The organism is Candidatus Reidiella endopervernicosa (assembly GCF_013343005.1).
Lineage (GTDB): Bacteria > Pseudomonadota > Gammaproteobacteria.
Genome location: NZ_CP054491.1, coordinates 1,719,646 through 1,746,335 on the forward strand (window position 1 = coordinate 1,719,646; position 26,690 = coordinate 1,746,335).

A 26,690-nucleotide genomic window follows, 5' to 3' on the forward strand; every position below is an offset into this window, starting at 1 on the left:
GGAGTAACGATGTCGAGTGTATCTGTTAAACAGTTTGCACAAGTCGTAGGCACACCTGTTGAACGTCTTCTTGAACAGCTCAAGGAGGCAGGGATCGCAATTACCGATCCTGATGCGACGATCAGTGATGAGGAGAAATCCCAACTGCTGGTCTATCTGCGCGGCAAACACGGTTCAGTCTCCGCAAAGGGTAAAGAGGGTGGTCCCAGCAAGATCACACTCAAACGCCGCTCAACCAGCGCGCTGAAACAGGGTAGCAAGGGCTCAACGGTTACCGTCGAGGTTCGCAAGAAACGTACCTACGTCAAACGTGCTGAAGTGGCTGCCGACGATGAAGATCGTGCTGTGGACGATGTCGCTGAGACCGATAAGGCCCGCGAGCAAGAAGAGGCTCGCGTGCAGGCTGAAGAGGCTGCACGTCTGGCGGCCGAGGAAGCGCGTCGTGTTGAAGAGGAGGCAGCGAAGAAGGCCGTAGAAGCGGCTGTACGCGCCAAGGCTGAAGAAGAAGCACGAGTCACGGCTGAAAAAGAGCAGGAGAAGAGCAAGGCTGCTGCGCCGGTTGAAGAGAAGAAGGCCAAGGATGATAAGCGTCCACGTCGTGAACGTGCTGCACCCTCCAAAGACGCCTCAACTCGTTATGGTCGAAAAGAGATTCACGTTGCTGCTGGTAAGCAGGGGCGTCGCAAGAAGAAACGCGGTGAGCGTCAGGTCACCATCGAGTCTTCCGACAAGCATGGGTTCGCTAAGCCAACCGCGCCGGTAGTGCGTGAGATAGCGATCCCCGAGATGCTCACTGTTGCCGAACTGGCACAGAAGATGTCGATTAAGGCCGCTGAAGTGATCAAGGTAATGATGAAGATGGGCAGTATGGTGACCATCAATCAGCCTCTCGATCAGGAGACCGCCACGATTGTTGTCGAGGAGATGGGTCATACGCCGGTCATGATTAACGCCGATGCGCTTGAAGATAATCTGGTCGAGCTGGCGCAGAACGAGGGTGAGCTGGTGCAGCGTCCGCCGGTAGTGACCATTATGGGTCACGTTGACCATGGTAAGACCTCGCTGCTCGACTATATCCGCCGTACTAAGGTGACGGCTGGAGAGGCGGGCGGTATTACCCAGCATATTGGTGCCTACCATGTAGAGACCGACAAGGGTGTTATCTCCTTCCTCGATACTCCAGGACACGCTGCCTTTACCGCAATGCGTGCCCGTGGTGCCAAGGTTACCGATATCGTCATCCTGGTAGTTGGTGCCGACGATGGTGTGATGCCGCAGACCATTGAGGCTATTCAGCACTCAAAGGCAGCCGGTGTGCCGATGATTATCGCTGTCAACAAGATCGATAAACCTGAGGCTGATCCGGACAAGGTCAAGAACGAGCTTTCCCAGCACGATGTTATTCCCGAGGATTGGGGTGGTGACACCATGTTCGCCCACGTTTCAGCCAAGACCGGTGAAGGTGTCGATGCACTGCTCGATGCCATCTCATTGCAGGCCGAAGTACTGGAGCTGAAGGCAGTTGCTGAAGGCCCAGCTCGTGGCATTGTGGTTGAGTCGAGTCTTGATAAGGGGCGCGGTCCGGTGGCTACGCTGCTGGTGCAAGAGGGTGTGCTCAAACGTGGCGATATTATCCTCTCCGGTCATGAGTTCGGTCGTGTACGTGCCATGTTCGATGAGAATGGTGATCAAATCGAAGAGGCGGGACCTTCGATGCCTGTCGTGGTTCTGGGCCTCTCCGGTGCACCGAATGCGGGTGACGATGTGCAGGTGTTGCCTGATGAGCGTAAGGCACGTGAGGTGGCTGAGTTCCGTCACGGCAAGACGCGTGATATGCGTCTGGCACGCCAGCAGGCGGCCAAGCTGGAGAATATGTTTACCCAGATGGAGGAGGGCACGGTCGATAGCCTCAATCTGGTACTCAAAGCCGATGTACAGGGTAGTGTCGAGGCACTGCGTGAGTCACTGCTCAAGCTCTCCACCGATGAGGTGAAGGTCTCGATCGTCGCCAGCGGTGTCGGTGGTATTACCGAATCGGATGCCAATCTGGCGGTTGCCTCCAGTGCGGTCATCGTCGGATTTAATGTCCGCGCCGATGCCACTGCACGCCAAATCATTGGTGATGCCGGTCTCGATCTGCACTACTACAGCGTCATTTACGATGTGATTGATGAGGTTAAGGGTGCACTGAGCGGTATGCTTTCACCTGAGGTGAGAGAGGAGATTATCGGTCTGGCTGAGGTTAAGGATGTGTTCCGCTCTTCCAGTCTGGGTGCAATCGCCGGTTGTCTGGTGGTTGATGGCACCGTCCGTCGCAGCAATCCTATCCGTGTACTGCGTGATAACGTGGTTATCTACGAAGGTGAGCTTGAGTCACTGCGTCGTTTCAAGGATGAGGCGAATGAGGTCAAAGCGGGTACCGAGTGTGGTATCGGCGTCAAGAACTACAACGACGTCAAGGCGGGTGACCAGATCGAGTGCTACGAGCGGACCGAAGTTGCACGTACCCTGTAGTCTGTCGTACATGACAAGCAGCTGTTATCGCAGCTGCCTGTCCACTCACTGAGTAGCGTTACTATGCCCAAGGAGTTTTCCAGAACTCGTCGCGTTGGCGAACAGATCCAGCGTGAGCTGGCCGAGCTGATTCGCAATGAGGTCAAGGATCCGCGTGTCGGAATGGTCACCATTCAGGCGGTACGAGTGACGCGCGATCTGGGTCATGCCAAGGTCTACTTCACCGTACTCGGTGATCAGCAGTCCGCTACCGATACGCAAAAAGCACTCGATCGTGCCGCAGGTTTTCTGCGTCATGCGCTCGGCCAGGAAATGGCGATGCGCAGCGTGCCACAGCTCCACTTTATCTATGACGAGTCGGTAGAGCGCGGTATGCACCTCTCCAAGCTGATTGAGGATGCCTGTGCATCGGATCGGCAGGATGGTGACGACGAAGATGAGTCGGGCCAGTCGTAGCTGCTAACAGTCAAGCTTCAATTAATTCTTTCAGAGGTCAAGATGGGTCGTCGACGTAATTTCGGCAGAAGAGTAGATGGTGTGCTGCTGCTGGATAAGCCGCTGGGTATTACCTCCAATGATGCGCTGCAGCGTGTAAAGCGTCTGTTCAAAGCACGCAAAGCGGGCCATACCGGTAGTCTCGATCCACTGGCCAGCGGCATGCTACCGCTCTGCATGGGAGAGGCGACAAAATTTTCCGCTTTCCTGCTCGATGCCGACAAGTTCTATCGTGTCGAGTGTAAATTGGGTGAGAAGAGCTCAACCGGCGATAGCGAGGGGGAGATTATTGATTCGCGCCCCGTGCCTGAGCTCGATGAGCCGCAGATCGAGGCGGTGCTGAGCCAGTTCCGCGGCGAGATTATGCAGTTGCCGCCGATGTTTTCGGCCCTCAAACACCAGGGGAAACGCCTCTATGAGCTTGCGCGTGAGGGAATCGAGGTGGAGCGTGAGCCGCGCCCAGTCACCATTCATGAGCTGACCTTTCTCTCGATTGAGGGTGATCGACTACGTCTCGATGTGCGCTGCTCGAAGGGGACCTATGTGCGCACTCTGGCTGAGGATATCGGAGAGGTGCTCGGCTGTGGTGCCCACGTCAGTGAGCTGAGACGACTTGAAGTGGGGCCTTACAAAGATGTTTCGATGGTGACGCTGGAGCAGATTGAAGCAGCCGCCGAGCAGGGTAACCATGTGCTCGATGAACTGCTGCTGCCGATTGAGAGTGCCATCGCCGACTGGCCGGACCTGATGCTCAACGATGATGCTGCCTACTACATCAAGCAGGGGCAGCCGGTGATGATGCCGAAGGCGCCTCGCGACGGTTGTGTACGGCTCTACAACAGTAAAAATACCTTCCTCGGTGTCGGGGAGATGATGGATGATGGCCGAGTCGCCCCCAAAAGGCTGATTCAGGCATAGAAATGCACCGCCCTGCTTGTTTGGGGTGGTATGTAACGTGTAGAATACGCGAACTTTTTTCAAATATTTTGTTTTGATCGATTCAGGAGTTTTAGATAGATGACCATTAATGCTGAACAGAAGAGCGAGATCGTTAAGGAGTATCAGCTCTCCCCAACGGATACCGGCTCGCCAGAAGTGCAGGTTGCACTGATTTCGGCCCGCATCGACTACCTGACCGAGCACTTCAGCACTCATAAGCACGACCACCACTCACGTCAGGGTCTGCTGCGTCTGGTTAACCAGCGCCGCAAACTGCTCGACTATGTGAAGGGTAAGGATCAGTCGCGTTATCAGAGTCTGATCGGTCGCCTCGGTCTGCGTCGCTAAGCGTCGACAATAATCACAATAATCATCAAACCTTAAATAGGGAGCGATTGTGGCCTCAATCAAAAAAGTCTTTCAGTACGGTAAGCACAGCGTAACTCTGGAAACCGGCGAGATTGCACGTCAGGCAAGTGGCGCGGTTATGGTTAGCATGGGCGATACCGTCGTGCTAGCAACCGCCGTTGGCATGCGCAAGGCGATTGAGGGACGCGACTTCTTCCCGCTTACCGTCGACTATCAGGAGAAGACCTACGCTGCGGGTAAGATCCCAGGTGGCTTCTTCCGTCGTGAAGGACGCCCGAGCGAGAACGAGACGCTCACTGCACGACTGATTGACCGTCCATTGCGCCCGCTCTTCCCTAAGGGCTTCACTAACGAAGTTCAGGTGATTTTGACCGTTATCTCTCTCGACCCTGAGATCAATCCCGATATTCCAGCGCTGATCGGTTCGTCTGCCGCGCTGGCTATCTCGGGCATGCCTTTCAATGGTCCTGTTGGTGCAGCCCGCGTTGGTTATATCAACAGTGAGTACGTACTTAACCCTGATATGAGCGAGCTGGCTGAGTCGCAGCTCGATCTGATCGTTGCCGGTACCGAGAGTGCTGTGCTGATGGTTGAGTCTGAGGCGAAGGAGCTTCCTGAGGACGTCATGCTTGGTTCGGTCATCTACGGCCACGAGCAGTCTCAGAGCGTGATCGCAGCGATCAAGGAGATGGCCGCTGAGGTAAATGCCCCCGCATGGGAGTGGCAGGCACCTGAGGTCGATAGCACTCTGGCTGATGCCGTTGCTGCCGAGGGTGAAGCGGCTCTGACCGAGGCCTACCAGATCAGTGAGAAGATGGATCGTTACGATCGTCTGACCCAGATCCGCGGCGAGATCACCGAGAAGCTGAGCGCTGGTGACGATGCAAACTTCAGCAGTGATGAGGTTGGCGGTGCGGTTGGTAAGCTCGAGAAGCGCATTGTTCGAAGCCGTGTTATTGCAGGTGAGCCGCGTATCGATGGTCGTGATACCAAGACCGTTCGTCCGATCACCATCCGTACCGGTGTACTGCCGCGTACCCACGGTTCTGCACTCTTCACCCGTGGTGAGACCCAGGCACTGGTTGTGACCACCCTTGGTACCCAGCGCGATGCACAGATCATCGATGCACTCGAAGGTGAGCGTAAGGAGCACTTCCTGCTACACTACAACTTCCCTCCCTACTCAGTCGGTGAGACCGGTCGCGTTGGTAGCCCCAAGCGTCGTGAGATTGGTCACGGTCGTCTGGCCAAGCGTGGTGTAGCGGCAGCGATGCCTTCGGTTGAGGACTTTCCCTACACCGTACGTGTTGTCTCAGAGATCACCGAGTCGAACGGCTCCAGCTCCATGGCAAGTGTCTGTGGTAGCTCACTGGCGATGATGGATGCGGGTGTACCGCTCAAGGCGCCGGTTGCAGGTGTTGCGATGGGTCTGATCAAAGAGGAGAACGGTTTTGCAGTTCTGACCGATATCCTTGGCGACGAAGATCACCTCGGCGATATGGATTTTAAGGTGGCCGGAACCAATGACGGTGTTACCGCGCTGCAGATGGATATCAAGATTGAGGGTATCACCCAGGAGATCATGGAGCAGGCGCTGGCACAGGCGAAGGATGGTCGTCTCCATATCCTCGGCGAGATGAACAAGGCGATCAGTTCAGCTCGCGAAGAGATGTCTGACTTTGCACCACGCTACCTCACCTTCAAGATCAACCCTGACAAGATTCGTGACGTTATCGGTAAGGGTGGTGCAACCATCCGCGCCCTGACCGAAGAGACCGGTGCCTCTATCGATCTCAGTGATGATGGCACCGTTAAGGTTGCCTCGAGTGACAACAACGCCGCCAAAGAGGCGCGTCGCCGCATCGAGCAGCTCACCGCTGATGTTGAAGTCGGTGTGGTCTACGAGGGTAAGGTCGCCAAGCTGATGGATTTTGGTGCCTTTGTCACCATCCTTCCTGGTAAGGATGGACTGGTACACATCTCACAGATCTCCAATGAGCGTGTCGAGAAGGTTAGCGACAAACTCACCGAGGGTGATGTGATCAAGGTTAAGGTCCTCGAGGTCGACAAGCAGGGCCGTATCCGTCTCAGCATGAAGGCAGTTGAAGCCTAGTAATAACGGGCTATCTCAGCAGCATAAAAAAGGGGCCGCTTAGCGGCCCCTTTTTTGTTGTGTGATCGGTTAGATCAGATCAACGCATTCTTCAGATAGCTTCTGATCGTTTCTGGATCGAAGGGTTTGTCGCAGATGGCCGAGACGCCTGCCTGCTCAACAGCAGCGAGACGACTGTTGTCCTGTTCGCTGGTGATCATCAGGATCGGTACCCCGGGTTGACTGCTACTGTTACGAATATGGTCGATCAGCTCCTTGCCATCCATCTCAGGCATATTGTAGTCGGTCACAATCGCATCGAAGAACTGCTCATTGATCATTCCCATCGCCTCATTACCATTCTCTGCTTCGACGATGACATCCACTCCCAGTCCCTCGAGCATGCGACGAATATGTCGACGTGAGGTGAGGCTGTCGTCAACCAGTAGAATGGTCAGCTGCTGATCATCAAGATCGAGTGGCTCGGGCTCGAGCACGTCGAGAGTGGTATAGAGCGCGGTCTTCAGCTGCTCGGGTACATAGGGCTTGGGTAGGATGGCGATGGCACCGGCCTGTCGAATCGGCTCCAGTACGCGGATATTGGTCTCGCTGGAGATCAGGATGTAGCCGATCTCATGCAGGTCGTCACTGGTGTGAATCGCCTCGACCAGATCGGTGCCGGTCATATCGGGCAGGTACATAGCGCTAATAGCGAGATCGGGGCGAGAGCCACGCATCATCTGCAGTGCACTACTACCATTCTGAGCGGTCTGTATCCGTTCGAGTGGAATCCCGAAATCGTTAAGGTGGCCGCGAATAATTCTCTCCTGCGTACCAGAGGGTTCGACGAGGAGTACAGAGAGCTGATCTATGGTGATGGTCGGCATCTTATCGGAAATTCCTGACTGTATATTTGTCTGTTTCTACTTCAGTGTGGATGTTAACTATCACCGTACTTTAGCACAGTAGATCGTTGCTTTCGGCCCAATGCCTCAAGGTAGAATGTTGTCACCTTAGCCAATATTGTTGCGTAGCGTGATGATTAAAATTAGCAGGATCAGGGTGACAATCCAGACGCCGGTATAGGCGGTCATCGATTGGCGAGCACGTTGAATTTCGAGCCAGGTGCGGGGTTTGACCCCCTTAATTAGCAGTACCAGCTTGGCAGCGAGGTTCACGCAGACGATGTTGACAGCAAGCAGTAGTGCCGCGCCTGCCGCAAGTGGCCAGTTACCGATACCGATCATAATACCCATCGTCGCCGTGGGCGGCAGCAGGGCGACAGCTACCATCACGCCGACCAGTACGCTGGAGAGCCCGGTGGTGAGAGAGAGTACTGCGGCAGCGCCCGATGCGAGTGCCAGCACAATTCCGTCGAGCCCTACATCGGTTCGTGAGAGGAGTTCGCTGTTGATCTCGCTGGGTGGCCAGAGCAGCCCCATCAATATAGAGACCAGCAGTGCCATAAACATACCGGTGAGATTGGTTTTGAGTGCGCTCCACATCAGGCGTGTATCGCCGAGTGCGGTACCGAGGGCAAAGGCGATATTAGGACCGAGCAGCGGTGCAATGACCATAGCACCGATCACTACCGCCGTGTTGTTTTCCAGTAAGCCGATAGCTGCAACCAGGGTTGAGAGCAGAGCCAGGGCGATGAAGTTGAGATCGAGCCGTGCCCCCTTCTCAATGTCGTTGTAAAGCTCCTCGCGGGTGGTGCTGAGCTTCTCCTTCGGCGCCTCTTCCTGCTCGGGACGAGGCAGAGTGACCTCAATGGGGTGGACGACAATACGGGCGTTTTCGCTATTGCTCAACGCCTCCTGGAGTTCATCGAGCAGGGGTTGGCGGCTATCGGGTGGGACCAACATGCGACAGGCCTGTCGGCCATCTTCGTTGAGTGGTCCCAGCCAGTAGTCGAGTGCGCCGTGGTGCTCAGCAGCCCCGGTGATGGTGGCGATATAGTCGCTATCAGCGATGACTTCGATCAGTTTCATATCGGGGTTTGGTCAGTCTACTCGCGACGAACGATGCCGCCCTGTGCCAGAAGCAAGATCCTTGACCGTTCGCCCCTTCAGGGCATCGCTACGAGCCTTATCAAGCTCCTTGACCAGGTTTTCGACCGGCATGTCGTGGGCGAGCCGATCGGGGCGCAGGTAGGGGCCCTCGTCATCTGAACGCACGGCATCGAGCAGGGTGTCGATCTCAATCGCCTCCAGTGGACGGGTTGGGACAAAACCGTAGGGCTTCTCCTTACTGCGTGTCAGTAGCGCTTTGTGCTGCAGGCACTGGGTGATTGAGTCGACCAGCTCCATCGGTACCTTGAGCTTTTTTGATAGCGCCTCTCGGGTCCAGGCGGGACGTTCCTGGTAGTAGTGGGTGCCAATCAGGTAGGCAACCTGCAGGGTCAGCTTCTCCTTGAGACGATTACTCAGGCGCAGATTGCGTCTCGGTGTCGCCAGGTGTTCCGGGTGTTGGTGGTAGAAGGCGATGCTGGCGCCGATGAGCAGAATCAGCCAGCAGAGGTAGAGCCAGAACATAAACAGGATCAGTGAGGCGAAGGCGGAGTAGATGGCCGCCTGCTTGGTCGATGAGACGAGGAAGGCGGCGAAGATCCAGCCCGAGGTCTCCCAGAGGATTCCGGAGACAAATCCGCCAATCAGTGCCGAGCGAATCTTTACCTTGGCGTTGGGCACGATGATATAGATGAAGGTGAAGGCACCGATGATCATCATGTAGGGGATGAGACGGCTGATCACTCGCAGGGTGGTGCCGAATGGCTCGATTGCCATCAGTTCCTGGGTGACGGCGTTGGAGCTCATCGTGGTTGTCAGTCCGAGCGCGGTGAAGATCAGCACTGGACCGATCATGACTACGCTGAGGTAGCCGCTGAAACGCTGCGAAGCGGGTCGCAGTGATTTGACGCGCCAAGTGTAGTTAAACGAGGTCTCGATCTTCTGCAGCAGTGATATGACGGTATAGAGCAGCAGTGCCAGACCAAGTGAGCCTAACACTCCGACCTTGACGTTATCGACGAAGCCGATGATACGTCCAGCGATCTCTACTCCCTGATCCCCCATAAAAGAGAGGATGTTCAGCAGAGCCGGTTCAACCTGATTGTGTACACCAAAGCCCTTCAGAACAGAAAAGCTGACAGCCAACAGGGGTACTAGTGAGAGTAGTGTGGTGTAGACCAGGCTCATCGCCCTTAAGGTGAGTTGGCCATCTCCCAGATCACGGATAACCGCATAGAAGAGGCGGATAACTTGAATCAGGGCACGCTTCCATACTGGAGTCTGAGCCAGATCTACATTCCACAGTGCGTTGATAATCCGGTCTTTAATAGGGCTTTTTGGCGTCATCGTATCCATCATTATGTGCCATTGTTGTCGTTGATGAGTGGTCACCATGATAACGGGAATAGTGCTGTCGTACAGCGCTTTCTCGAATGTAATAAATTGTGTCACTTGACGCTTTTATGTCGACTTATTGCGAATCTAGAAATAGGCTCTGGATAGGCAGGAAGTATCAATAAAAAACATGGAGGGATAGCGATGCACTGACAGGAAGGCCTAACTCCCACTCTTCAAGTGCAATATCGAACAAACATCTGCAGCAATGTATCGATGTGTGACGGATATCACAGTATTAAGAGTGTGGTTTTAATATAGGCGTGATGTCGGTTTGCTATGATTTTGATCATGCCAAACGTAGCCGTAGATCAACTCAAATTAGGCGCTATTCTCAACTCCGATGTGAAGGACCTGAGCGGTCGTCTGTTGCTCAAAACAGGCACCGCGATCGATGAAAAGCATCTGAAGATTTTCCGCTCCTGGGGCATTGTCGAAGTTGATGTCGATGAAGACCTGCCCGGTGATGAGCAGACCGATACCAGCCTCTGGAAAGGGCTGGATGAAGAGGGGCAGGCGATGGTGGAGCAGGAGTTGGCTCGACACTTCGTGCATGCCGACAGAGACCACCCTGTATTTGTTGAATTGATGACTCTGGCCCGAGAACGGTTGGTTACACGTTTCCGGCATCGTAAGGACGGTTGATTGCGATGTCACTAGATCCTGAAGAGCTGGTAAAACGCACCCGTCAGATATCCTCATTGCCGGTTATCTATCGACGCCTCGTGGCGTTAACGTCCACAGTGACCTGATAGCGTGGCGCAATATTTCTCTCTGCGACGATTTCTGCGCCTCGTCAACAGCTGCGCGTTGTGGCCAACAGTGCCATGTTCAGTTCCTGCCGGCGTCATACGATCTTACGGGCGTAACGATTGGCCAACGGCTGGCCGATCTGGTGCTCGCCAAGTCATTGTATGTTTGGGCGTGCCGGAATGACGTCATGGACTCCTTCTGGGTCACTCAGACCGGCATCTCGGCTCATTGGCCATCGGCGCGCAACAATGCTGAACGTTCTTGTCGGGCTGTTGCATGATTTGGACGGCTAGTGAGGCCTGGATCCCCGTAACGCTTGGAGGCGGTCGAAATCAACGCTGCCGCCTCTATCGGCTGACACGTGAACGATCGGCTGTGACCCTCACGATGTTGGGCATTCGTTGTTGAAGGCGTGGAATCTGCCCGAATCGCTTCAGGAGGCGGTGGGAAATCCATACGCCATACGCCTCGGTGTGCCACCGGAAGTCGCAGGTGGTGCGAACTTCTCAGACCCTGTCAGATCCTCAGAGGAAGAGTGGAGAGCAACGGTGCGCCTCGAAATCGGTGCCGTGGTAAGTTGGTATGACGCCAGTCATGACTCGCCTCGGTTGGAGGAGCATCGAGTCGCAGTATCAGGATGCTGTCGAAATCTTCCTCTAACCGACCATGTCGAAGATTCCGCTCATGAAGTCGAAAAGGAGTTGGAGCGCTTAGGACGGCGCGTCGAACATCTGGAAGCCGTTAATCGTTGGCATATGGACTCGCTCGGTATGCTCGCCTCTATGGAGGAGTTCCATGGCGATGCACGTGAAATCCGTGATCCCGACAAAATCTTCTCGATTACCCGTCAGTACCTAAAACGGCTTGCAGAGTTCGAGACGATCGCCTTCATGGTGGTCGAAGAGGAAGACTCCAGCTTTACTCTGATCAATAGTGATGTCGATCCAGCGATCAGCGGTCTAACCATAACCATTGATAGCCTGATTGAACGCGGCGAATTTGCCTGGGCGCTGAATCAGAATCGTCCACTGCAGGTCGTTGATGGTGATCAACAATTACTGCTACATGTGTTGGCAACCCGCACTCGAGTGCGGCGTTTGTCAGCATTATCAAAGGCGCGCTTCACGGCTCCAGCACAGAATCTGATCTCAATTATTTTGCACAACTGCGCCTATGCGTTGGAGAGTTCGGCCCTCTACAGTCTCATTAGTGAGCAGAATCAGAATCTCGAAAAGATAGTTGAAACACGAACTCGTGAGCTTGAGTACAACTATGGTCACGACAGCCTGACCGAACTGCCGAACCGCTTAATGTTCCAGGATCGAGTCGAGCAGGCGATGAACCGCGTCAGGGGTGCTGAGCAGATCGTGGCGGTATTGCTGATCGATCTCGATATGTTTAAACGCATCAACGATACATTGGGGATTGCCGCGGGTGATCAGCTGCTGGTGACGGTTGCTGATCGTCTCATGCACTGTCTCGATAACGCTGAGGTGGCCCAGTTTGATCCTGATCGGGTCGGGCTGACGATTGCCCGACTGGGTGGCGATGAGTTTGCGGTGCTGCTGAGCGATATCGATTCGATCGACCCGATTAATTATGTTACACGCCGTATTATTGAGACACTCTCAATGGGAGTAGAACTCGATGCTAACGAGGTTTTCACTACCTGCAGTATCGGTATCAGTCTCTATCCAAAAGATGGCGCGGACAGTGATACGCTGCTGAAAAATGCAGATGCTGCGATGTATCACGCCAAGCGACAGGGGCGGAATAACTACCAGTTCTATGCCGAGGAGATCAACGAGACCTCCTATCACCATCTGCAGCTGGAGAATCAGCTGCGCCATGCTATCGATCGTGAGGAGCTACTGCTCCACTATCAGCCCAAGGTTGAGGTGACCTCAGGGCGGATCATCGGCATGGAGGCGCTGATTCGTTGGAATCAGCCAGAGATGGGCATCGTTTCACCCGTAGTATTTATTCCAATCGCAGAATATACCGGTCTGATAACAGTGATCGGGGAGTGGGTGCTGCGTACCGCATGTCGTCAGGTGAAAAACTGGTTGGAACAGGGATTTGATGATTTTCGCATGTCGGTCAATCTCTCCCCACAACAGTTTCGCCAAGCCGATATTCTGCAACGTATTCTCTCCATTGTGGAGAGTGAAGAGGTTGAGCCGCGCTATCTGGAGGTTGAAATTACCGAAGGGGCGATTATGGATGATGTTGATGCAGCCATTGAGACCATGCAGCAGCTCAATGATGCTGGAATAGCACTCTCGATCGATGACTTCGGAACTGGCTACTCATCATTGAGTTATCTGAAGCGTTTTCCAATCAATACCCTGAAGATCGATCGCTCCTTTGTGAACGACATCACCTCAGATCCCGATGATGCCGCTATCGTTACCGCGATTATCGCCATGGCACACAGCATGGGACTCAATGTGATTGCCGAGGGTGTTGAGACCGATGAGCAGCTGGCCTTCCTGCGTGCACTCAAATGTGATGAAATCCAGGGCTACCTATTCAGCCCACCGCTCCCTGTCGAACGTTTTAATGAACTGCTGAATAGTGATAAAAGGCTCTACTTCTCACGCGAGGCGTGAGAGAAATGGAGCGGGTAAGAATTCGCGGAGAAAAAAAACATGGCAAGAACCCCCTCAACGATGCTCGCATTGGGCACCACAGCACCCGATTTTAATCTACTCAATCCAGTAACCGGCACCCACGTTTCTCTATCAGAATTGGCAGGAGGAAAGGGGGTTGTCGTTCTCTTTATCTGTAACCACTGTCCTTATGTGAAGCTTATTGCCGATGCGGTTGCGATCTTTGCGAACGAATATCAGGCACAGGGTATCCGAGTGGTGGCGATCAATAGTAATGATGCTGATAATTATCTGGCCGATAGTCCAGGGAAGATGGTCGAAGAGGCACAGCGCCGTGGTTATAACTTCCCCTATCTATACGATGTAGACCAATCGGTAGCGAAGGCGTATCACGCCGCCTGTACCCCCGATCTGTTTCTCTTCGATGATGAAATGAAGCTCTTCTATCGCGGTCAGTTTGATGCAAGTCGTCCCAGCAATGAGGTTGAAACCACTGGCTGTGATTTACGTGCTGCGGTCGATGCACTCATCGCTGGCAACGTAGCCCCTACAGAGCAGCTACCGAGTCTGGGCTGTAACATAAAGTGGAAGCCGGGGAATGCGCCGGATTATTTTTAGGTGGCGAGCTAAAGGATTAATAAGTGACCTGTGTGCGATCGGTTGTTTGGTTTATAAAGGTAAGGCTACATTGGCAAAAAAAAGAGAGGCGGTTGAATTTTCCTATTCATTTGAGACCCTGGCCGATTATCTATGTGCAGGGTTAGATGTTATTTCAATTGGGCTCAACCCTTCGCTCAACTCGGTACGTGATGGCTTTTACTTTGCGACACCACAAAATCGCTTCTGGCGTGCGCTGAACGGCTCTGGCCTGGTTGATGAACCGATCGAACCGAGTGTGGCGGGAGTCGAGCGGCTCTTTCACGAACATGGCATCGGTTTTACCGATGTGGTTAAACGACCGACTAATAGCGGTTCAAAACTGAGGGCAGCCGACTATCGAGAGTGGTCGCCCATCCTGCATGACAGGTTGCTCCAATTCCAACCACAGGTGGCCTGGTTTCATGGAAAGCAGGCCTATAGTAACTATCTGCGTTATACACAAAATGTCCGCGTGCCATCGATCGAATGGGGTGAGCAGTCAGAGCGGATTGGTAATTCAATGGTCTTTGTAACCCCCAATCCCAGTCCGGCCAATGCCGCTTTTTCACTGCAGGTGTTAACCGAGTGGGATCAGCGTCTCAAAACGCTGTTGCAGGTCTAGTGCCATGGCGGACAAGGTTGATCGGCTTGAGTTACACTGATCGAAACAACAGCGACAGCTAAGGGAGGAGAAATGGAAGGTTCAACAATTTTCTGGATCGTAACGGGTGTTGTGGTGCTAGCGATTATCGGCTACTTCATCACCATCTATAACAATCTCATATCGCTAAAACATAATGTCTCAAAGTCGTGGGCCAATATCGATGTTCTGCTCAAGCAGCGTCACGACGAACTTCCAAAGCTGGTTGAAGTCTGCAAGCAGTACATGGGCTATGAGCAGGAGACGCTGAAGAAGGTGATGGAGGCACGTAGCCAGGTTGCCAATGCCCGTCAGCAGCAGGATATGGGTTCGCTTGGCTCAGCCGAGACGTCACTGCGTCTTGGTCTGGGAAGTCTGTTTGCAGTGGCTGAGGCCTATCCAGATCTCAAGGCCGATAGCACCTTTCAGCACCTGCAGGAGCGTATTACCGGTCTGGAAAATGGTATTGCCGATCGACGCGAGTATTACAACGAAAGCGTTAACCTCAACAACGTACGTATCGAGCAGTTCCCCGATGTGATCATCGCGCAGAAGTTTAACTTCAAACCCTTTGAGCTGCTTGAGTTCACCGAGGAGGAGAAGGCGGACGTCGATATCAAATCGCTCTTCTCCTAATCTCTCTGCACTACTATTAAAGGTGACTCACTGTGCTTGAATCACTTGCAGTAAATGTACGCGGCATGGAGTCGGGTAGTTTCTGGATTGTTACCCTGCTGCTGATAGCCGCAACCATCTTTCTCTTCTTCTATATCTGGCGTTCGTTGCATCGCGCCCGGGTTATCGAAGATACCCCCACAGCAAAGATTCGTTCGGCCCATCAAGGCTATGTCGAACTGGAGGGTGAGGGTGAGTTGATCGCAACCCTTCCGATAACGGCACCGCTCTCGCATTATCAGTGTCTCTGGTACCGTTTTGTCGTGGAGCGGAAAGAGACGCGCTATAGCAGTAAAGGTAACCAGACCCACTGGCGTAAAGTTCATGATGGGAGCTGTGACCGGAGAGCTACTGCGTGAGTGGAAGCGCGATCAGGCAGCCCTGTTGGCCCGCTTTGATAGCAACAACGATGGTGAGATCGATGTCGATGAGTGGAATCGTGCTCGCGATGCTGCGGGCAAAGAGGCACTGCGTGAACAGGTGAGTCGTCAGGCAGAGCCACCGACCAATATGCTGATCAAAACAGGTGATCGACGTCAGCCATTTTTGGTCTCAGCCTTCCCACAGACCAATCTCGCCTCACGCTATCGAAATCGTGCACGTTTTTCACTGGCTGGAACCTTCGTCGCACTGGCTGTGCTGCTCTGGATGTTGAGTGTTCGTTGGGTGTGAGACGGTTGTGAGTTTGTCGGTATTGATGTGTTCAATGATGACATCGCAAGCGAATAATCGAGTTAAATTTAACCGGATTATTATTGTTTGTGTTTTGGCTAGGAACGATAAATGAAGAGAACGGTTTTAATGGCAGTTGCCGTGATGTTGAGTGCGGTAGCTGGCACGAGTGTCGCGGCTGATCTGGCAGCGGGTGAGGCTAAGGCTAGACTCTGCGTGGCCTGCCACGGCGTCGAGGACGTGAGTGTTAACCCACTCTGGCCCTCTCTTGCTGGCCAGCAGGCACTGTACATGGTGAAGCAGATGAAGATGTTTAAGACGGGCGAGCGAAAAGATCCGTTGATGACGCCGCAGTCGCTAAATTTAAGTGATGCTGACATCGAAAATCTTTCTGCTTATTACGCATCACTCAAGCGATGATAGTTGATGGCGAAACAATCCAGGACAATAAAAAAAGGGCTGTAAGGCCCTTTTTTTATTGTCGCAGTTGTTACGTGTCTCTTAACCTATGATCGGCCTCTCTATTACGAATGAGCAAGCTTGCTGCGAGCGGCTCGGATATCTTCCAGCGACTGTTTCAGTGCGGGATTAAGCTGCATAACGATTTTGCACAGTTCACAGACATCGTTCATGGTATCTGCGATCTCTTCAACATCGTTGCTATCCATCGCCTTGCGACACTGATTACAAGCGTTTTGACGATCCTCTTCACTAAACTGGATTGTTGCCATCTTTAACCTCTAACTTGACTATGGTGCCTATCGAACGGGATGTCGCAGGCGGTGAATGTTCTAACCGATCAGTACCGGGGAGTCGCTATTTTTGCGAAAGTTTGTTTTGGGCATCCAAGCCCAAGCAAACAGCAAAAACTTAACGCGACCGTTTATGCCTACGGCGCCCCGACCGTCCTGCGTTCGTTGCGTAATCACCTCTTCGCGGCTCTACACAACTCCCTCAGTGACTCTACGCCGACATAAAGCCGCTGCTGCATCTTCTCCGTCGTTCGCTCGCGCTCTCAACTACGAATAGGCAGACGGCGTCGACTATCGGGACTAACCGCCCTCACTTCGCTCTCCATGGCGGTCAGCGAATGAGAAATTCCCCTTTAATGCTTCCAGAGGATTGAGGGTTCATTACCTTCGAGTGAGTTCTCATCCAGTGCAATCAGCTCACCATCCTCAACCTTCCAACGATAGAGACCCGGTGCATTCGGTGAGGTAAGGTGATCCTCCGCTCCGGGTGTGCCCAGCTTGGCGAACAGGTGTTTAAGTAAATCGCTGTGGTAGGGGCGTTGATAACCGATCTTAAACGCCTGCAGGCGATTGTCTGCAAAATAGGCGATGGCAAAGCGTGATGGCAGTCCGTTGAATGAGGCGAGCTGGACCTGACAGATGCGATCACCAAAGGGCGTCGCCTGCTTGCCACACTCAAACGGTGTGTCGGGTAACTGCTTCTTAAGGCGCTCTTCATTGATGCCTGAATTAAGTGCCTCGAGGTGAATGTCCATACCGTTGCCACCCTTTATATAAAGGATGCCGAGGTCGGTATAACGTCGCCCCTCGTCGGTCATGATCAACCAGACCAGTGGGGCGGCAATAATGACAATTAGATAGAAGCGTTTAAATAGCGAGCTTTTGCTCATAGGTGCGAGATTCCCAAGTAGAAAGGGGCGGTTACCCGCCCCCTTTTTATTATTTTAGCGATTGGCTCGATTCTCGATCAGGTCATCGACCACGGCTGGATCGGCCAGGGTCGAGGTGTCACCTATCGAATCCTGCTCATTGGCAGCAATCTTACGCAAAATGCGTCGCATGATCTTGCCAGAGCGGGTCTTTGGCAGCCCCGGTGCCCACTGAATGACATCGGGTGAGGCGATCGGACCGATCTCGGTTCGAACCTGTTTGACCAGCTCTTTACGTAGTTGATCGGTCGGCTCAACACCCTTGACCAGGGTGACGTAGGCGTAGATGCCTTCGCCCTTGATATCGTGCGGGAAGCCGACAACAGCTGCCTCGGCAACCGTATCGTGCAGTACCAGTGCGCTCTCAACCTCTGCCGTACCCATGCGGTGACCGGAGACGTTGAGCACGTCATCCATACGCCCGGTGATCCAGTAGTAACCATCGGCATCGCGCTTGGCACCGTCGCCCGAGAAGTAGTAGCCGGGGTAGGTCTTGAAATAGGTGTCGATAAAACGTTGGTGATCACCATAGATGCTTCGCATCATGCCTGGCCAGGGGCGGGTCATGACCAGAGCGCCGGAGACCTCACTGCCGGCATCGGTCAGCTGGTTGCTGGTGGTGTCGACCAGACCGGGTGAGACGCCGAAGAAGGGGTTGGTGGCTGAGCCGGGTTTGAGTGCAGTAGCCCCCGGCAGCGGTGTGAGCAGGTGACCGCCGGTCTCAGTCTGCCACCAGGTATCGACAATTGGGCAGCGTCCATCGCCAACTACGTTGTAGTACCACTGCCACGCCTCGGGGTTAATCGGCTCACCGACGGTACCGAGCAGACGCAGGCTGCTGCGTGAATACTTCTTCACCGGCTCATCACCATCACGCATCAATGCACGGATCGCAGTCGGTGCGGTGTAGAAGACCGAGACCTGATGTTTGTCGACCACCTGCCAGAAGCGTGAGCTATCGGGGTAGGTCGGTACACCCTCGAAGGAGAGGGTGGTTGCGCCGATCGCCAGTGGGCCGTAGATCAGGTAGCTGTGGCCGGTGACCCAGCCGACATCGGCGGTGCACCAGTAGGTGTCACCCTCCTGAATATCGAAGACATACTTGGTGGTCATCGCCGCATAGAGCAGATAACCACCAGTGGTGTGCAGCACACCCTTCGGTTTGCCGGTAGAACCTGAGGTGTAGAGGATGAAGAGCGGATCTTCGGCATCCATCGGCTCGGGCGGGCAGTCGGTCGAGGCCGCTTCTATAGCGTTGTGGTACCAGATGTCGCGTGACTCATTCCAGGCAATATCGCCACCGGTGCGTTTTACGGTCAGAACGGTGTGTACATTGGGGCAGTTCTCCAACGCCTTGTCGGTATTCGTCTTCAGTGGAACCGGACGACCACCACGCAGGCCCTCATCGGCGGTGATCACCACCTGGCAATCTGAATCGAGAATACGGTCCTTCAACGCCTCAGGCGAGAAGCCACCAAAGACGACAGAGTGGATCGCACCGATACGTGAACAGGCGAGCATCGCGTAGGCCGCCTCGGGCACCATTGGCATGTAGATGCAGACTCGGTCGCCCTTCTTAACGCCGCGCCCCTTGAGTACGTTGGCCAGACGGGTGACGTTGTCGTAGAGCACCTGATAGGTGATCTTTTTGTCGACGCTCGGATCGTCTCCCTCCCAGATAATGGCGGTCTGATTGGCGCGTTTCTCCAGATGGCGGTCGATACAGTTGTAGGAGACATTGAGCTTGCCACCCTCGAACCACTTGATGAATACATCGTCCTCAAAGCTCCAGTCGAGCACCTTATCCCAGGGTTTATCCCAGCTTAGAAACTGCTCGGCCATATCACCCCAGAAACCCTCAGGATCGTCGATCGATCGTTGGTACATCTCCTGATACTGCGCTTCATTGATGTTCGCCTTGGCGGCGAACTCGGCGGGGACTGGATAAAGTTTGCTCTCGGACATCGGTTGCTCCTCATTCAATGATTACTGCTAGTGCTATGTTTAGTTTTTCAATCTTATGACTACTGTCGATAGAGTAGTCGTTTTAAAGCTATCGGTTGGCCATCGTCGCGCTGTGCGATCTGTGCCAGATAGAGTTCTGCTGCTGCCAGCGCGTCGCTCAGTGCGTTATGCGCCTGGTAGCGCGGCAGGTGGTAGTGTTCGCGCAGTGCTGCCAGCCGCAGTGACTTGGCCGCATAAACACGGTCGCGGCGTTCCAGCCAATCCTTTGCCAGCGTCAGGGTATCGACGACGGGTGACAGAAAGGCAACACCGTATAAACGCTGACAGGCGCGGCTGAGAAACTGCATCTCAAAACGCGCATGGTGCGCGATCATCACTCGACCTACCAGACGCGGTAGCAGCTCCCTCATCGCCTGTTCCAGGCTGACGCCCTTGGCCGCTTCATCGTCGGTAATGGCGTGAATCACCGCACTCTGTTCAGGCATCTCACGACTCGGTCTCAGCAGACAGTACCAGGAGCTGCCGAGATCGATGCTCAAGCCGTTCAAGCATACCAAGCCGATACTGATAATTTCATCCCGCTGTGGATTCAGTCCGGTCGTCTCCAGATCGATCGCCACCATTGGTAATTTACGACTATCACTGCCACTTGCCGGAAAGGGCCGAGAGAGGTAGTCGTGCATCGGCCCGGTAGGAGTGCGCGCCAGCAGGCGTCGTCGCTGAAAATCGAGAGGGAGGAACCGATCAAACATCTCTAGTAGAACCGTTCCGTCTGGTAGCGCTGTTCAATGGTCGCCTGCATGGTACGAATCACCACAAAGACGTCCTTGAGCTGTTCGCGCTCAAGACTCGAGAGATCGTCAGGGCTGAGGTAGTTATCGACCGGTTCACCGGCCCGAATCTGACGGCTCTGGTGGTGCAGACGCAGGGTGGCGATAAAGGCGAGCGCATGCTCCAGATCGGCCGCACCCTCCTTGCTGAGTGATGGCGTACCGGCAGCGGCGCGCAGACGATCGCGGGTGTTGAGTTCAGACAGCCCCTCGGCCAGTGCATAGAGTCGTGCCAGCTCAACAATCGGCATGGTGCCACGCTGCTTTAGATCGAGGGTGCGGTTGTGTTCACCGTCATGGATCAGTACGAAGTTTCTGAAGAAACCGAGCGGTGGACGTTGATCGAGTGCGTTGGCGGCCATGTGGGCATGGAAAATGCCGTTCTGTTGGCACTGCTTGAGCATCGGTTTATGTAGCGCCTCGAACAGCGCTTCATCACCGTAGATCGGTCGCATGTCGAAAAAAATGCTGGTATGCATCAGCGCTTTACGTTCCGGGGCGTTGATCCAGCGATCAAAGTAGCTCTGCCAGCCTGAGAGGGTCTGTCGCCACGCTGCGTTGTTGGCCATCACCTCACCGGGACAATATTTATAGCCGCAGAGATTCAGGCCGTCATTGACCTCCTGAGTCAGCTGCTCAAAGTAGACGTCATGCTCGGCCTTGTGAGACTCCTCATAGAGTAGTCCGTTGTCCTGATCGGAGTGGATACTCTGCTCATGACGAGCCTGCGAGCCGTAGCTGAGCCAGACGTAGGGGTGGGGTGGTGGTCCCAGACGTGCCTCGCTCTGTATGATCAGACGACGAGTAACCGCATCGGTCAGCGCCGAGAGGGTCTGACCAATCTGGTAGGCGTTGGTACCAACGGCGACCAGCTGTGACTGCAGCTCGGGCAGACGTTTGCAGACCACCGCCAGCTCTTCAGCACTATCACACTTCTCGATCTGACCGATCAGGGCGATGCTGTTGATGCTCTGCTGGCGCAACAGGTCGCTGTTGGAGATCAGACCGATCAGCTCCTCACCATCGCAGACCGGCAGGTGGTGCACGTTGAGGCGCGTCATGGTGATCGCCACCTCACCGATATCGTCGTTGGGTGAGACGCTACTGACGGGAGTGCTCATGATCTTGCGAATCGGCCACTCAGTGGATAGCCCCTCGGCAATCGCGCGTGCACGCAGATCACGGTCGGTAACGATGCCGCAGAGCTTGTCCTTGTCGAGGATCAGCAACGAGGAGATACGCTCGCTGGTCATTAGCTGCGCCGCTTCGCGAATTGAGGTCTCGGCGGGCAGGGTGATCGGTTTGCGCTGCACCAGTTCCGCCACGCTGATCGAGAGTGGGGTGCCACTCTGCATCGGCGACTGCTGCAGGTTCTGCAGAGCATCACGCAGACTCTCACGTAGCGAACGGTCGAGCTGAGAGTTGAACCAGGGGTAGCGCTGGCGCAGGCTGCGAATCTCGGTGCAGTCGATCTGATAGAGCAGAGTGTCTTCGAGGGTGACACCACGGAAGTCGAAACCATCCTCCTCATCAAGACAGTGGGAGAGGTGAATATCCCCCTCGCCATAGCGATCGATCAGAACGCCGTTGCCGTCGTGTAGCTCGACTGCACCCTTGCGCACCATATAGAGGGCGGTGCTTTCACTGTCGGTGGGGGGAAAGGGGGTGCCACGGCGCAGATAGCGAATCGTGATCAGCTCAGGGATACGTGCCAGCTCATCATCGGGCAGCCCGTTGAACGGCGGATAGGCCGCAACGAACTCTCGAATCTCTATCAGTTCTACATCCATTGCGCTTCAATCATATCGATCATCGCATCGCCCAAAACGCGAAAAGTGGAGTGCGTTTCACCATCAACTGCTGTTGGAGAATAGCCTACCATTTTCAGTCACGCTCTCGGCGATGAGATAACTATTAAAAATAGTGAGGCCCCGCCCGCGCGGGACCTCACCACTACTTACTACAGCTTAGTGATCAGTAGCAGAACCCGAACCACGAGGGATACGGATATCTTCTACCAGGTGCTGGATATGCTCCGGAGGCGGTGCAGTGACACGAGACACTGCAATCGCAACTGCGAAGTTAACCGCTGCACCAATGGCACCAAAGGCATTCGGCGAGATGCCGAAGAACCAGTTGGGACCCATGTCACCGAGGAACGAGGTTCCAGGGATAAACATGATGCCCTTGTGCTGGAACACGTAGAGCATGGTGACACCGATACCTGCAACCATGCCCGAGATCGCTGCGGTGCTGCCGATCTTCTTGCCAAAGATACCCATCATCAAGGCTGGGAAGATCGAGGCCGCCGCCAGACCGAAGGCGATGGCCACCGTACCCGCTGCAAAGCCGGGGGGGTGTAGACCGAAGTAACCCGCTGCACCAATGGCGCCGATCATCGCTATTCGACCGGCCATCAGCTCGTTCTTCTCAGATATGTTGCGGGCAAAGACACCCTTCAACAGATCGTGAGAGATTGCAGATGCAATGGCCAACAGCAGACCCGCTGCGGTTGATAGCGCCGCCGCTAGACCACCTGCAACCACCAGTGCAACCACCCAGTTAGGCAGTTTGGCGATCTCAGGATTGGCCAGAACCATGATGTCACGGTCGACCTTGGTCATCTCATTGCCCTTCCAGCCGTAAGATTCAGCCTTGGCAGCGAACTCAGGGTTCTTGTCGTTGTAGTACTGGATACGACCGTCGCCGTTCTTATCCTCATACTTCAGCAGACCGGTCTTCTCCCAGTTCTTGAACCACTGAGGAACCTCGGCGTACTCGACATTACCTTCAGCTGAACCGATCTCACCGACCTGGATGGTCTGCATCAGGTTCAGACGAGCCATCGCACCAACAGCAGGCGCGGTGGTGTAGAGGAGGGCGATGAATACCAGAGCCCAGCCGGCTGATTTACGTGCATCAGCAACCTTAGGTACGGTGAAGAAACGAACGATAACGTGAGGCAGACCCGCGGTACCGATCATCAAGGTCAGGGTGTAGACAAACATGTCTAACTTACCTGCCATGGTACTGGTGGTGTAGTCCTTAAAGCCGAGATCGGTGACCACCATGTCGAGCTTGTCGAGCATCGAGATACCTTCACCCACAACATCGCTACCCAGACCCAGCTGTGGCAGTGGGTTACCCGTAATGTTCAGTGAGATGAACACGGCCGGAACGGTGTAGGCGAAGATCAGAACGACATACTGTGCGATCTGTGTGTAGGTAATACCCTTCATGCCACCCAGTACTGAGTAGAAGAAGACGATACCCATACCGATGAACAGGCCGGTGTCGTAGTCGGTCTCGAGGAAGCGAGAGAACGCCACGCCGATACCCTTCATCTGGCCAATTACGTAAGTAATAGAGGCCAGAATCAGACAGATAACCGCTACGATACGAGCCGTCTGCGAGTAGTAACGATCGCCGATGAACTCTGGAACGGTGAACTTGCCGAACTTACGTAGGTAAGGAGCAAGCAGCATCGCCAGCAGTACATAACCACCGGTCCAGCCCATCAGGAATACCGATGCGCCGTAACCATTAAAGGCAATCAGACCCGCCATCGAGATGAACGACGCGGCAGACATCCAGTCAGCACCGGTAGCCATACCGTTAGCGACCGGGTGGATACCCTTGCCAGCAACATAAAATTCACCCGTGGTGCTCGCGCGTGCCCAAATGGCGATGCCGATATAGAGCGCAAAGGTGAAACCAACGACCCAATAGGTCAGTGTAGAAAGATCCATTATTTAATCCCCCGTTAGTCTTCGTGGACGTCGAATTGACGATCGAGGTCACCCATCTTCTTCGCGTAATAGAAGATGAGAGCAACGAAGGTGTAGATAGAACCCTGCTGTGCAAACCAGAAGCCGAGCTTATAGCCGCCTATCTGAATCGCATTGAGTGGTTCAGCCAGTAAGATTCCGAAGCCATAAGAGACGACGAACCATATGGTCAGGCAGATCATCAACAAGCGAAGATTCGCCTGCCAATAGGCCGCCTTGTTCTCGTTTGTACTCATAAATATTTCTCCCGGTTGTGTAACTTCTGCTATTTGCCTTCCTGGCTTGGTGGTACCGCTGATCGCTTAGCGATTCCAATACGAACCCGTCTCCTCATTCGGATTCGTATTCGGCGTGGAACGGATCGTTTCGCACCACGCCAAACGCTGACCGCCATGGATGAAGCGAAGGCGGTTAGTCCGCGATAGTCGACGCCGTCTGCATATTCGTAGTTGAGAGCGCGAGCGAGCGACGAAGAGATGCAGCACGGCTTTATGTCGGCGTAGAGTCACTGAGGAGTTGTGTGAGCCGCGAAGGGTGATTACGCAACGAACGCAGGACGTCGAGGCGCCGTAGGCATAAATGGTCGCGTTAAGTTTTTGCTGTTGTGCTGGGCTTGGATGCCCAAAACAAACTTCGCAAAAATAGCGACTCCCCGATTCTGTCTCAGCCAATCAAAGCTGGTACTCCAGCGTGATTTTCGATTGCAGCTTGCGCCCCTGACGGAACGCCTCTTTCAAGATGCGGCGATCGAGTTCGTTGAGGGTGTCGGGATCGACACGGTTGCTCAGTTCATTGCCCGCCTGCGCCTGCTTCTGGTGACCACGCATGCGCAGTAGCTGGATGTAGTCATAGGCCTCTTTCCAAGCGGCCACATCGTCTTCAGAGAGCGCCGATAGGCGTGCGGCGTGCTGTAGCCGATCGAGGGTGTTGGTCTCACCGATCTGATTGGCCAGCGCATAGAGACGTGCCGCATCAACAAAGGGTGTGAGCCCCTGCGATTTCAGATCGAGGGTGTGGGCGTACTCGTTAGAGCGGCTCAGCTTGAACTCACCGAACAGCCCCAACGGCGGACGGAACTGCTGGGCGTTGGCAGCAAGCTGGTGGCGGAAACGACTGTTTCTGGCGCTCCGCTCCAGCAGCCAGCCGCGTAGCTCCTCGGCGCTCTCGGCCTCGCCAAAGAGCACACGGAAATCGAAGAAGATGGTCGCCTTGAGTAGGTGCTCGGGGGTGCCCTGTTCGATCCAGAGATTAAAGCGCTCACGCCACTCACTTTCGCTCAGGCAGCACTCAGGATTGCTCGCCATGATGTTGCCGGGACAGAGCGGGAAACCGCAGCGGTCGAGCGCAGCGTTGATCTTGGCAGCGAGCGGCAGCAGTTCCTGGCGTGCCTCATCATCACTCTGCCCCTCACGTGGGGTGAAGATGATGCCGTTATCCTGATCGGTCTTGAGGGTCTGCTCATGACGCCCCTCACTGCCAAAGGCGAGCCAGCTAAAGGGGGTTTTAGGTGTCTCGCCCTCGGCTAAGGTCAGGCGGATAACTCGGCGTGTGACCCGATCATTCAAGGTGGCGATGAGCTGGGTGAGCTGATTGACCGAGGCGCCCTGAGCCAGCATCTGATCAATCAGGTGGTGGATGTCGTTACCCAGTGCGGTGAGTACATCGACACTCTCAGCACGACTGATCGCCTGTGAGAGGTTGGCCAGTCCGACGCGCTGTAGCGAGAAGAGGTCGCGTTCGGAGATCATGCCGAGCAGCTTGTCGTGATCGACCACGCAGATGTGACCAAAGCCGCGCTGTGCCATTAGCAGTGCCGCCTCGTGCGCCATTGCCGAAGCGGGCAGGGTAAGTGGTGCGGTGGTCATTACCTCACTGATCGGGGTATTGAGATTACGATCGGCGAGCGTTACCCGGCCGAGCAGATCCTTGAGGGTGAAGATGCCGGTAACCTGTTTATCGTTACAGACGATGATGCTGCCGATGTGGGCGCTGTGCATCGTCTCCAGCGCCTCACGAATCGGTGTCTCCGGGGCGCAGCTGATCGGCTCACGTTTGATCAGGGCGGAGAGCGGAGTATTGAGCGAGGCGTCACCGGCGATGCGGTTGGCTGAGCTGTGCTGCACGCCGCGAAGTGCGTTATCGAGCATGCTGGCGAGGCGGCGGGTGCAGAAGTCATTGAATGAGTGGCTCTTCTGCAGCAACTGATCGAAAATCTCACGATCAAGCTCGAAGCAGAAGCTATCCTCGGCGGCGCGGGTCACCATGTGTACCGGACGACGTGCGAGCAGGGCACCAACCGGGAAGAGCTCACCCGGAGATAGCTCCCAACCCTCCTCGTTGCTCGAGTCGTCCTGACTCGCGCCCTGAATTCGGCCCTGTTTGATGATGTAGAGCGAACGGGCCGCGCCGCCATCGGGGGTGATTACCTCCTCGCCACGGGAGAAGAAGGCGAGGCGCAGGTGTTTGGCCAGAAAATCGAGATGAGCAGGAGCCATCTGATCGAACGGCGCATGGCGTCGCAGGAAATCGATGGTCGGCTGAAGTGGCTCGGTGCTCATGGAGATCGTCTGTTCCTATCAATAGTTATCCGGTTATAGAGGGCAAGGGTTGTGCCACTCTTTG

26 protein-coding genes are annotated in these 26,690 nt (G+C 54.7%); 14 read left to right on the top strand and 12 right to left on the bottom strand.

Annotated elements, in window-relative coordinates; genetic code table 11:
* Positions 1–9 precede the first annotated feature (9 nt).
* The 5 genes from infB (at position 10) to pnp (ending at position 6,430) form a co-directional block, all read left to right on the top strand.
* Positions 10–2,514, top strand: coding sequence for a translation initiation factor IF-2 (gene infB / locus HUE57_RS09565; protein ID WP_078482507.1), 2,505 nt, complete (start codon positions 10–12; stop codon positions 2,512–2,514).
* A gap of 63 nt (positions 2,515–2,577) precedes the next feature.
* A complete protein-coding gene (gene rbfA, locus HUE57_RS09570; protein ID WP_078482506.1) occupies positions 2,578–2,970 on the top strand; it encodes a 30S ribosome-binding factor RbfA in 393 nt (130 codons plus the stop codon).
* A gap of 42 nt (positions 2,971–3,012) precedes the next feature.
* On the top strand, positions 3,013–3,927 hold the full coding sequence (gene truB / locus HUE57_RS09575; RefSeq protein ID WP_078482505.1) for a tRNA pseudouridine(55) synthase TruB: 915 nt from the start codon (positions 3,013–3,015) through the stop codon (positions 3,925–3,927).
* A 99-nt stretch (positions 3,928–4,026) separates the two neighbouring features.
* Entirely contained in the window at positions 4,027–4,296 is a 270-nt protein-coding gene (gene rpsO, locus HUE57_RS09580; RefSeq protein WP_078482504.1) for a 30S ribosomal protein S15, read from the top strand.
* 49 nt (positions 4,297–4,345) lie between these two features.
* The gene (gene pnp, locus HUE57_RS09585; RefSeq protein ID WP_078482503.1) at positions 4,346–6,430 is read left to right on the top strand and encodes a polyribonucleotide nucleotidyltransferase; all 2,085 of its coding nucleotides are present in this window, start codon (positions 4,346–4,348) and stop codon (positions 6,428–6,430) included.
* Positions 6,431–6,504: 74 nt separating this feature from the next.
* Here pnp and HUE57_RS09590 read toward each other — a convergent pair whose 3' ends face one another.
* The 3 genes from HUE57_RS09590 to HUE57_RS09600 form a co-directional block, all read right to left on the bottom strand.
* Positions 6,505–7,296: a response regulator gene (locus HUE57_RS09590; protein ID WP_078482502.1), complete on the bottom strand. Its 792-nt coding sequence runs from the start codon at positions 7,294–7,296 to the stop codon at positions 6,505–6,507.
* Between the two features lie 126 nt (positions 7,297–7,422).
* Positions 7,423–8,400: a TIGR00341 family protein gene (locus tag HUE57_RS09595; protein ID WP_174673070.1), complete on the bottom strand. Its 978-nt coding sequence runs from the start codon at positions 8,398–8,400 to the stop codon at positions 7,423–7,425.
* Positions 8,401–8,412: 12 nt separating this feature from the next.
* Entirely contained in the window at positions 8,413–9,765 is a 1,353-nt protein-coding gene (locus HUE57_RS09600) for a YihY/virulence factor BrkB family protein (RefSeq protein WP_172840327.1), read from the bottom strand.
* A 339-nt stretch (positions 9,766–10,104) separates the two neighbouring features.
* Here HUE57_RS09600 and HUE57_RS09605 point away from each other — a divergent pair, with 339 nt between their 5' ends.
* The 8 genes from HUE57_RS09605 to HUE57_RS09640 all read left to right on the top strand — a co-directional run bounded on the left by HUE57_RS09605 (position 10,105) and on the right by HUE57_RS09640 (position 16,224).
* Positions 10,105–10,458 carry a hypothetical protein gene (locus HUE57_RS09605; RefSeq protein ID WP_135622328.1) on the top strand — a complete coding sequence of 118 codons (354 nt, stop codon included), beginning with the start codon at positions 10,105–10,107 and terminating at the stop codon, positions 10,456–10,458.
* A 509-nt stretch (positions 10,459–10,967) separates the two neighbouring features.
* Positions 10,968–13,178: a putative bifunctional diguanylate cyclase/phosphodiesterase gene (locus tag HUE57_RS09610; protein WP_174673071.1), complete on the top strand. Its 2,211-nt coding sequence runs from the start codon at positions 10,968–10,970 to the stop codon at positions 13,176–13,178.
* 39 nt (positions 13,179–13,217) lie between these two features.
* The gene (locus HUE57_RS09615; protein WP_078484309.1) at positions 13,218–13,796 is read left to right on the top strand and encodes a thioredoxin family protein; all 579 of its coding nucleotides are present in this window, start codon (positions 13,218–13,220) and stop codon (positions 13,794–13,796) included.
* Positions 13,777–14,439, top strand: coding sequence for a mismatch-specific DNA-glycosylase (locus HUE57_RS09620; protein ID WP_078484308.1), 663 nt, complete (start codon positions 13,777–13,779; stop codon positions 14,437–14,439). The genes HUE57_RS09615 and HUE57_RS09620 overlap by 20 nt, the downstream gene beginning before the upstream one ends.
* 72 nt (positions 14,440–14,511) lie before the next feature.
* The gene (locus HUE57_RS09625; protein ID WP_078484307.1) at positions 14,512–15,093 is read left to right on the top strand and encodes a LemA family protein; all 582 of its coding nucleotides are present in this window, start codon (positions 14,512–14,514) and stop codon (positions 15,091–15,093) included.
* 32 nt (positions 15,094–15,125) lie between these two features.
* Positions 15,126–15,491 carry a hypothetical protein gene (locus HUE57_RS09630; protein WP_174673072.1) on the top strand — a complete coding sequence of 122 codons (366 nt, stop codon included), beginning with the start codon at positions 15,126–15,128 and terminating at the stop codon, positions 15,489–15,491.
* Positions 15,469–15,804 carry an EF-hand domain-containing protein gene (locus HUE57_RS09635; RefSeq protein WP_174673073.1) on the top strand — a complete coding sequence of 112 codons (336 nt, stop codon included), beginning with the start codon at positions 15,469–15,471 and terminating at the stop codon, positions 15,802–15,804. Before HUE57_RS09630 ends, HUE57_RS09635 begins: the two co-directional genes overlap by 23 nt.
* A gap of 111 nt (positions 15,805–15,915) precedes the next feature.
* Positions 15,916–16,224 (top strand): c-type cytochrome, encoded by a 309-nt coding sequence (locus HUE57_RS09640; protein ID WP_078484305.1) that lies wholly within the window; start codon positions 15,916–15,918, stop codon positions 16,222–16,224.
* Between the two features lie 104 nt (positions 16,225–16,328).
* On the opposite strand, the gene HUE57_RS09645 is transcribed toward HUE57_RS09640, so the two are convergent.
* Positions 16,329–16,535 (bottom strand): hypothetical protein, encoded by a 207-nt coding sequence (locus HUE57_RS09645; RefSeq protein ID WP_078484304.1) that lies wholly within the window; start codon positions 16,533–16,535, stop codon positions 16,329–16,331.
* 91 nt (positions 16,536–16,626) lie between these two features.
* On the opposite strand from HUE57_RS09645, the gene HUE57_RS09650 reads away from it, so the two are divergent.
* Positions 16,627–16,833 (top strand): hypothetical protein, encoded by a 207-nt coding sequence (locus HUE57_RS09650; protein ID WP_174673074.1) that lies wholly within the window; start codon positions 16,627–16,629, stop codon positions 16,831–16,833.
* Between the two features lie 76 nt (positions 16,834–16,909).
* Here HUE57_RS09650 and HUE57_RS09655 read toward each other — a convergent pair whose 3' ends face one another.
* The 8 genes from HUE57_RS09655 to HUE57_RS09690 all read right to left on the bottom strand — a co-directional run bounded on the left by HUE57_RS09655 (position 16,910) and on the right by HUE57_RS09690 (position 26,626).
* A complete protein-coding gene (locus HUE57_RS09655) occupies positions 16,910–17,446 on the bottom strand; it encodes a hypothetical protein (RefSeq protein WP_078484303.1) in 537 nt (178 codons plus the stop codon).
* 54 nt (positions 17,447–17,500) lie between these two features.
* Complete coding sequence (gene acs / locus HUE57_RS09660) at positions 17,501–19,450, bottom strand: acetate--CoA ligase (protein WP_078484302.1); 1,950 nt, start codon at positions 19,448–19,450, stop codon at positions 17,501–17,503.
* Between the two features lie 59 nt (positions 19,451–19,509).
* Entirely contained in the window at positions 19,510–20,202 is a 693-nt protein-coding gene (locus HUE57_RS09665) for a 3'-5' exonuclease (protein ID WP_078484301.1), read from the bottom strand.
* Between the two features lie 2 nt (positions 20,203–20,204).
* A complete protein-coding gene (locus HUE57_RS09670; protein WP_078484300.1) occupies positions 20,205–22,070 on the bottom strand; it encodes a putative nucleotidyltransferase substrate binding domain-containing protein in 1,866 nt (621 codons plus the stop codon).
* Between the two features lie 177 nt (positions 22,071–22,247).
* Positions 22,248–24,029, bottom strand: coding sequence for a sodium:solute symporter family protein (locus HUE57_RS09675; RefSeq protein WP_078484299.1), 1,782 nt, complete (start codon positions 24,027–24,029; stop codon positions 22,248–22,250).
* 14 nt (positions 24,030–24,043) lie between these two features.
* Positions 24,044–24,304 (bottom strand): DUF4212 domain-containing protein, encoded by a 261-nt coding sequence (locus HUE57_RS09680; RefSeq protein ID WP_078484298.1) that lies wholly within the window; start codon positions 24,302–24,304, stop codon positions 24,044–24,046.
* A 66-nt stretch (positions 24,305–24,370) separates the two neighbouring features.
* Positions 24,371–24,739 carry a hypothetical protein gene (locus HUE57_RS09685; protein WP_174673075.1) on the bottom strand — a complete coding sequence of 123 codons (369 nt, stop codon included), beginning with the start codon at positions 24,737–24,739 and terminating at the stop codon, positions 24,371–24,373.
* Positions 24,740–26,626, bottom strand: a complete 1,887-nt coding sequence (locus HUE57_RS09690; protein WP_078484297.1) for a DUF294 nucleotidyltransferase-like domain-containing protein — start codon at positions 26,624–26,626, stop codon at positions 24,740–24,742. It abuts the gene before it with no gap.
* Positions 26,627–26,690 lie beyond the last annotated feature (64 nt).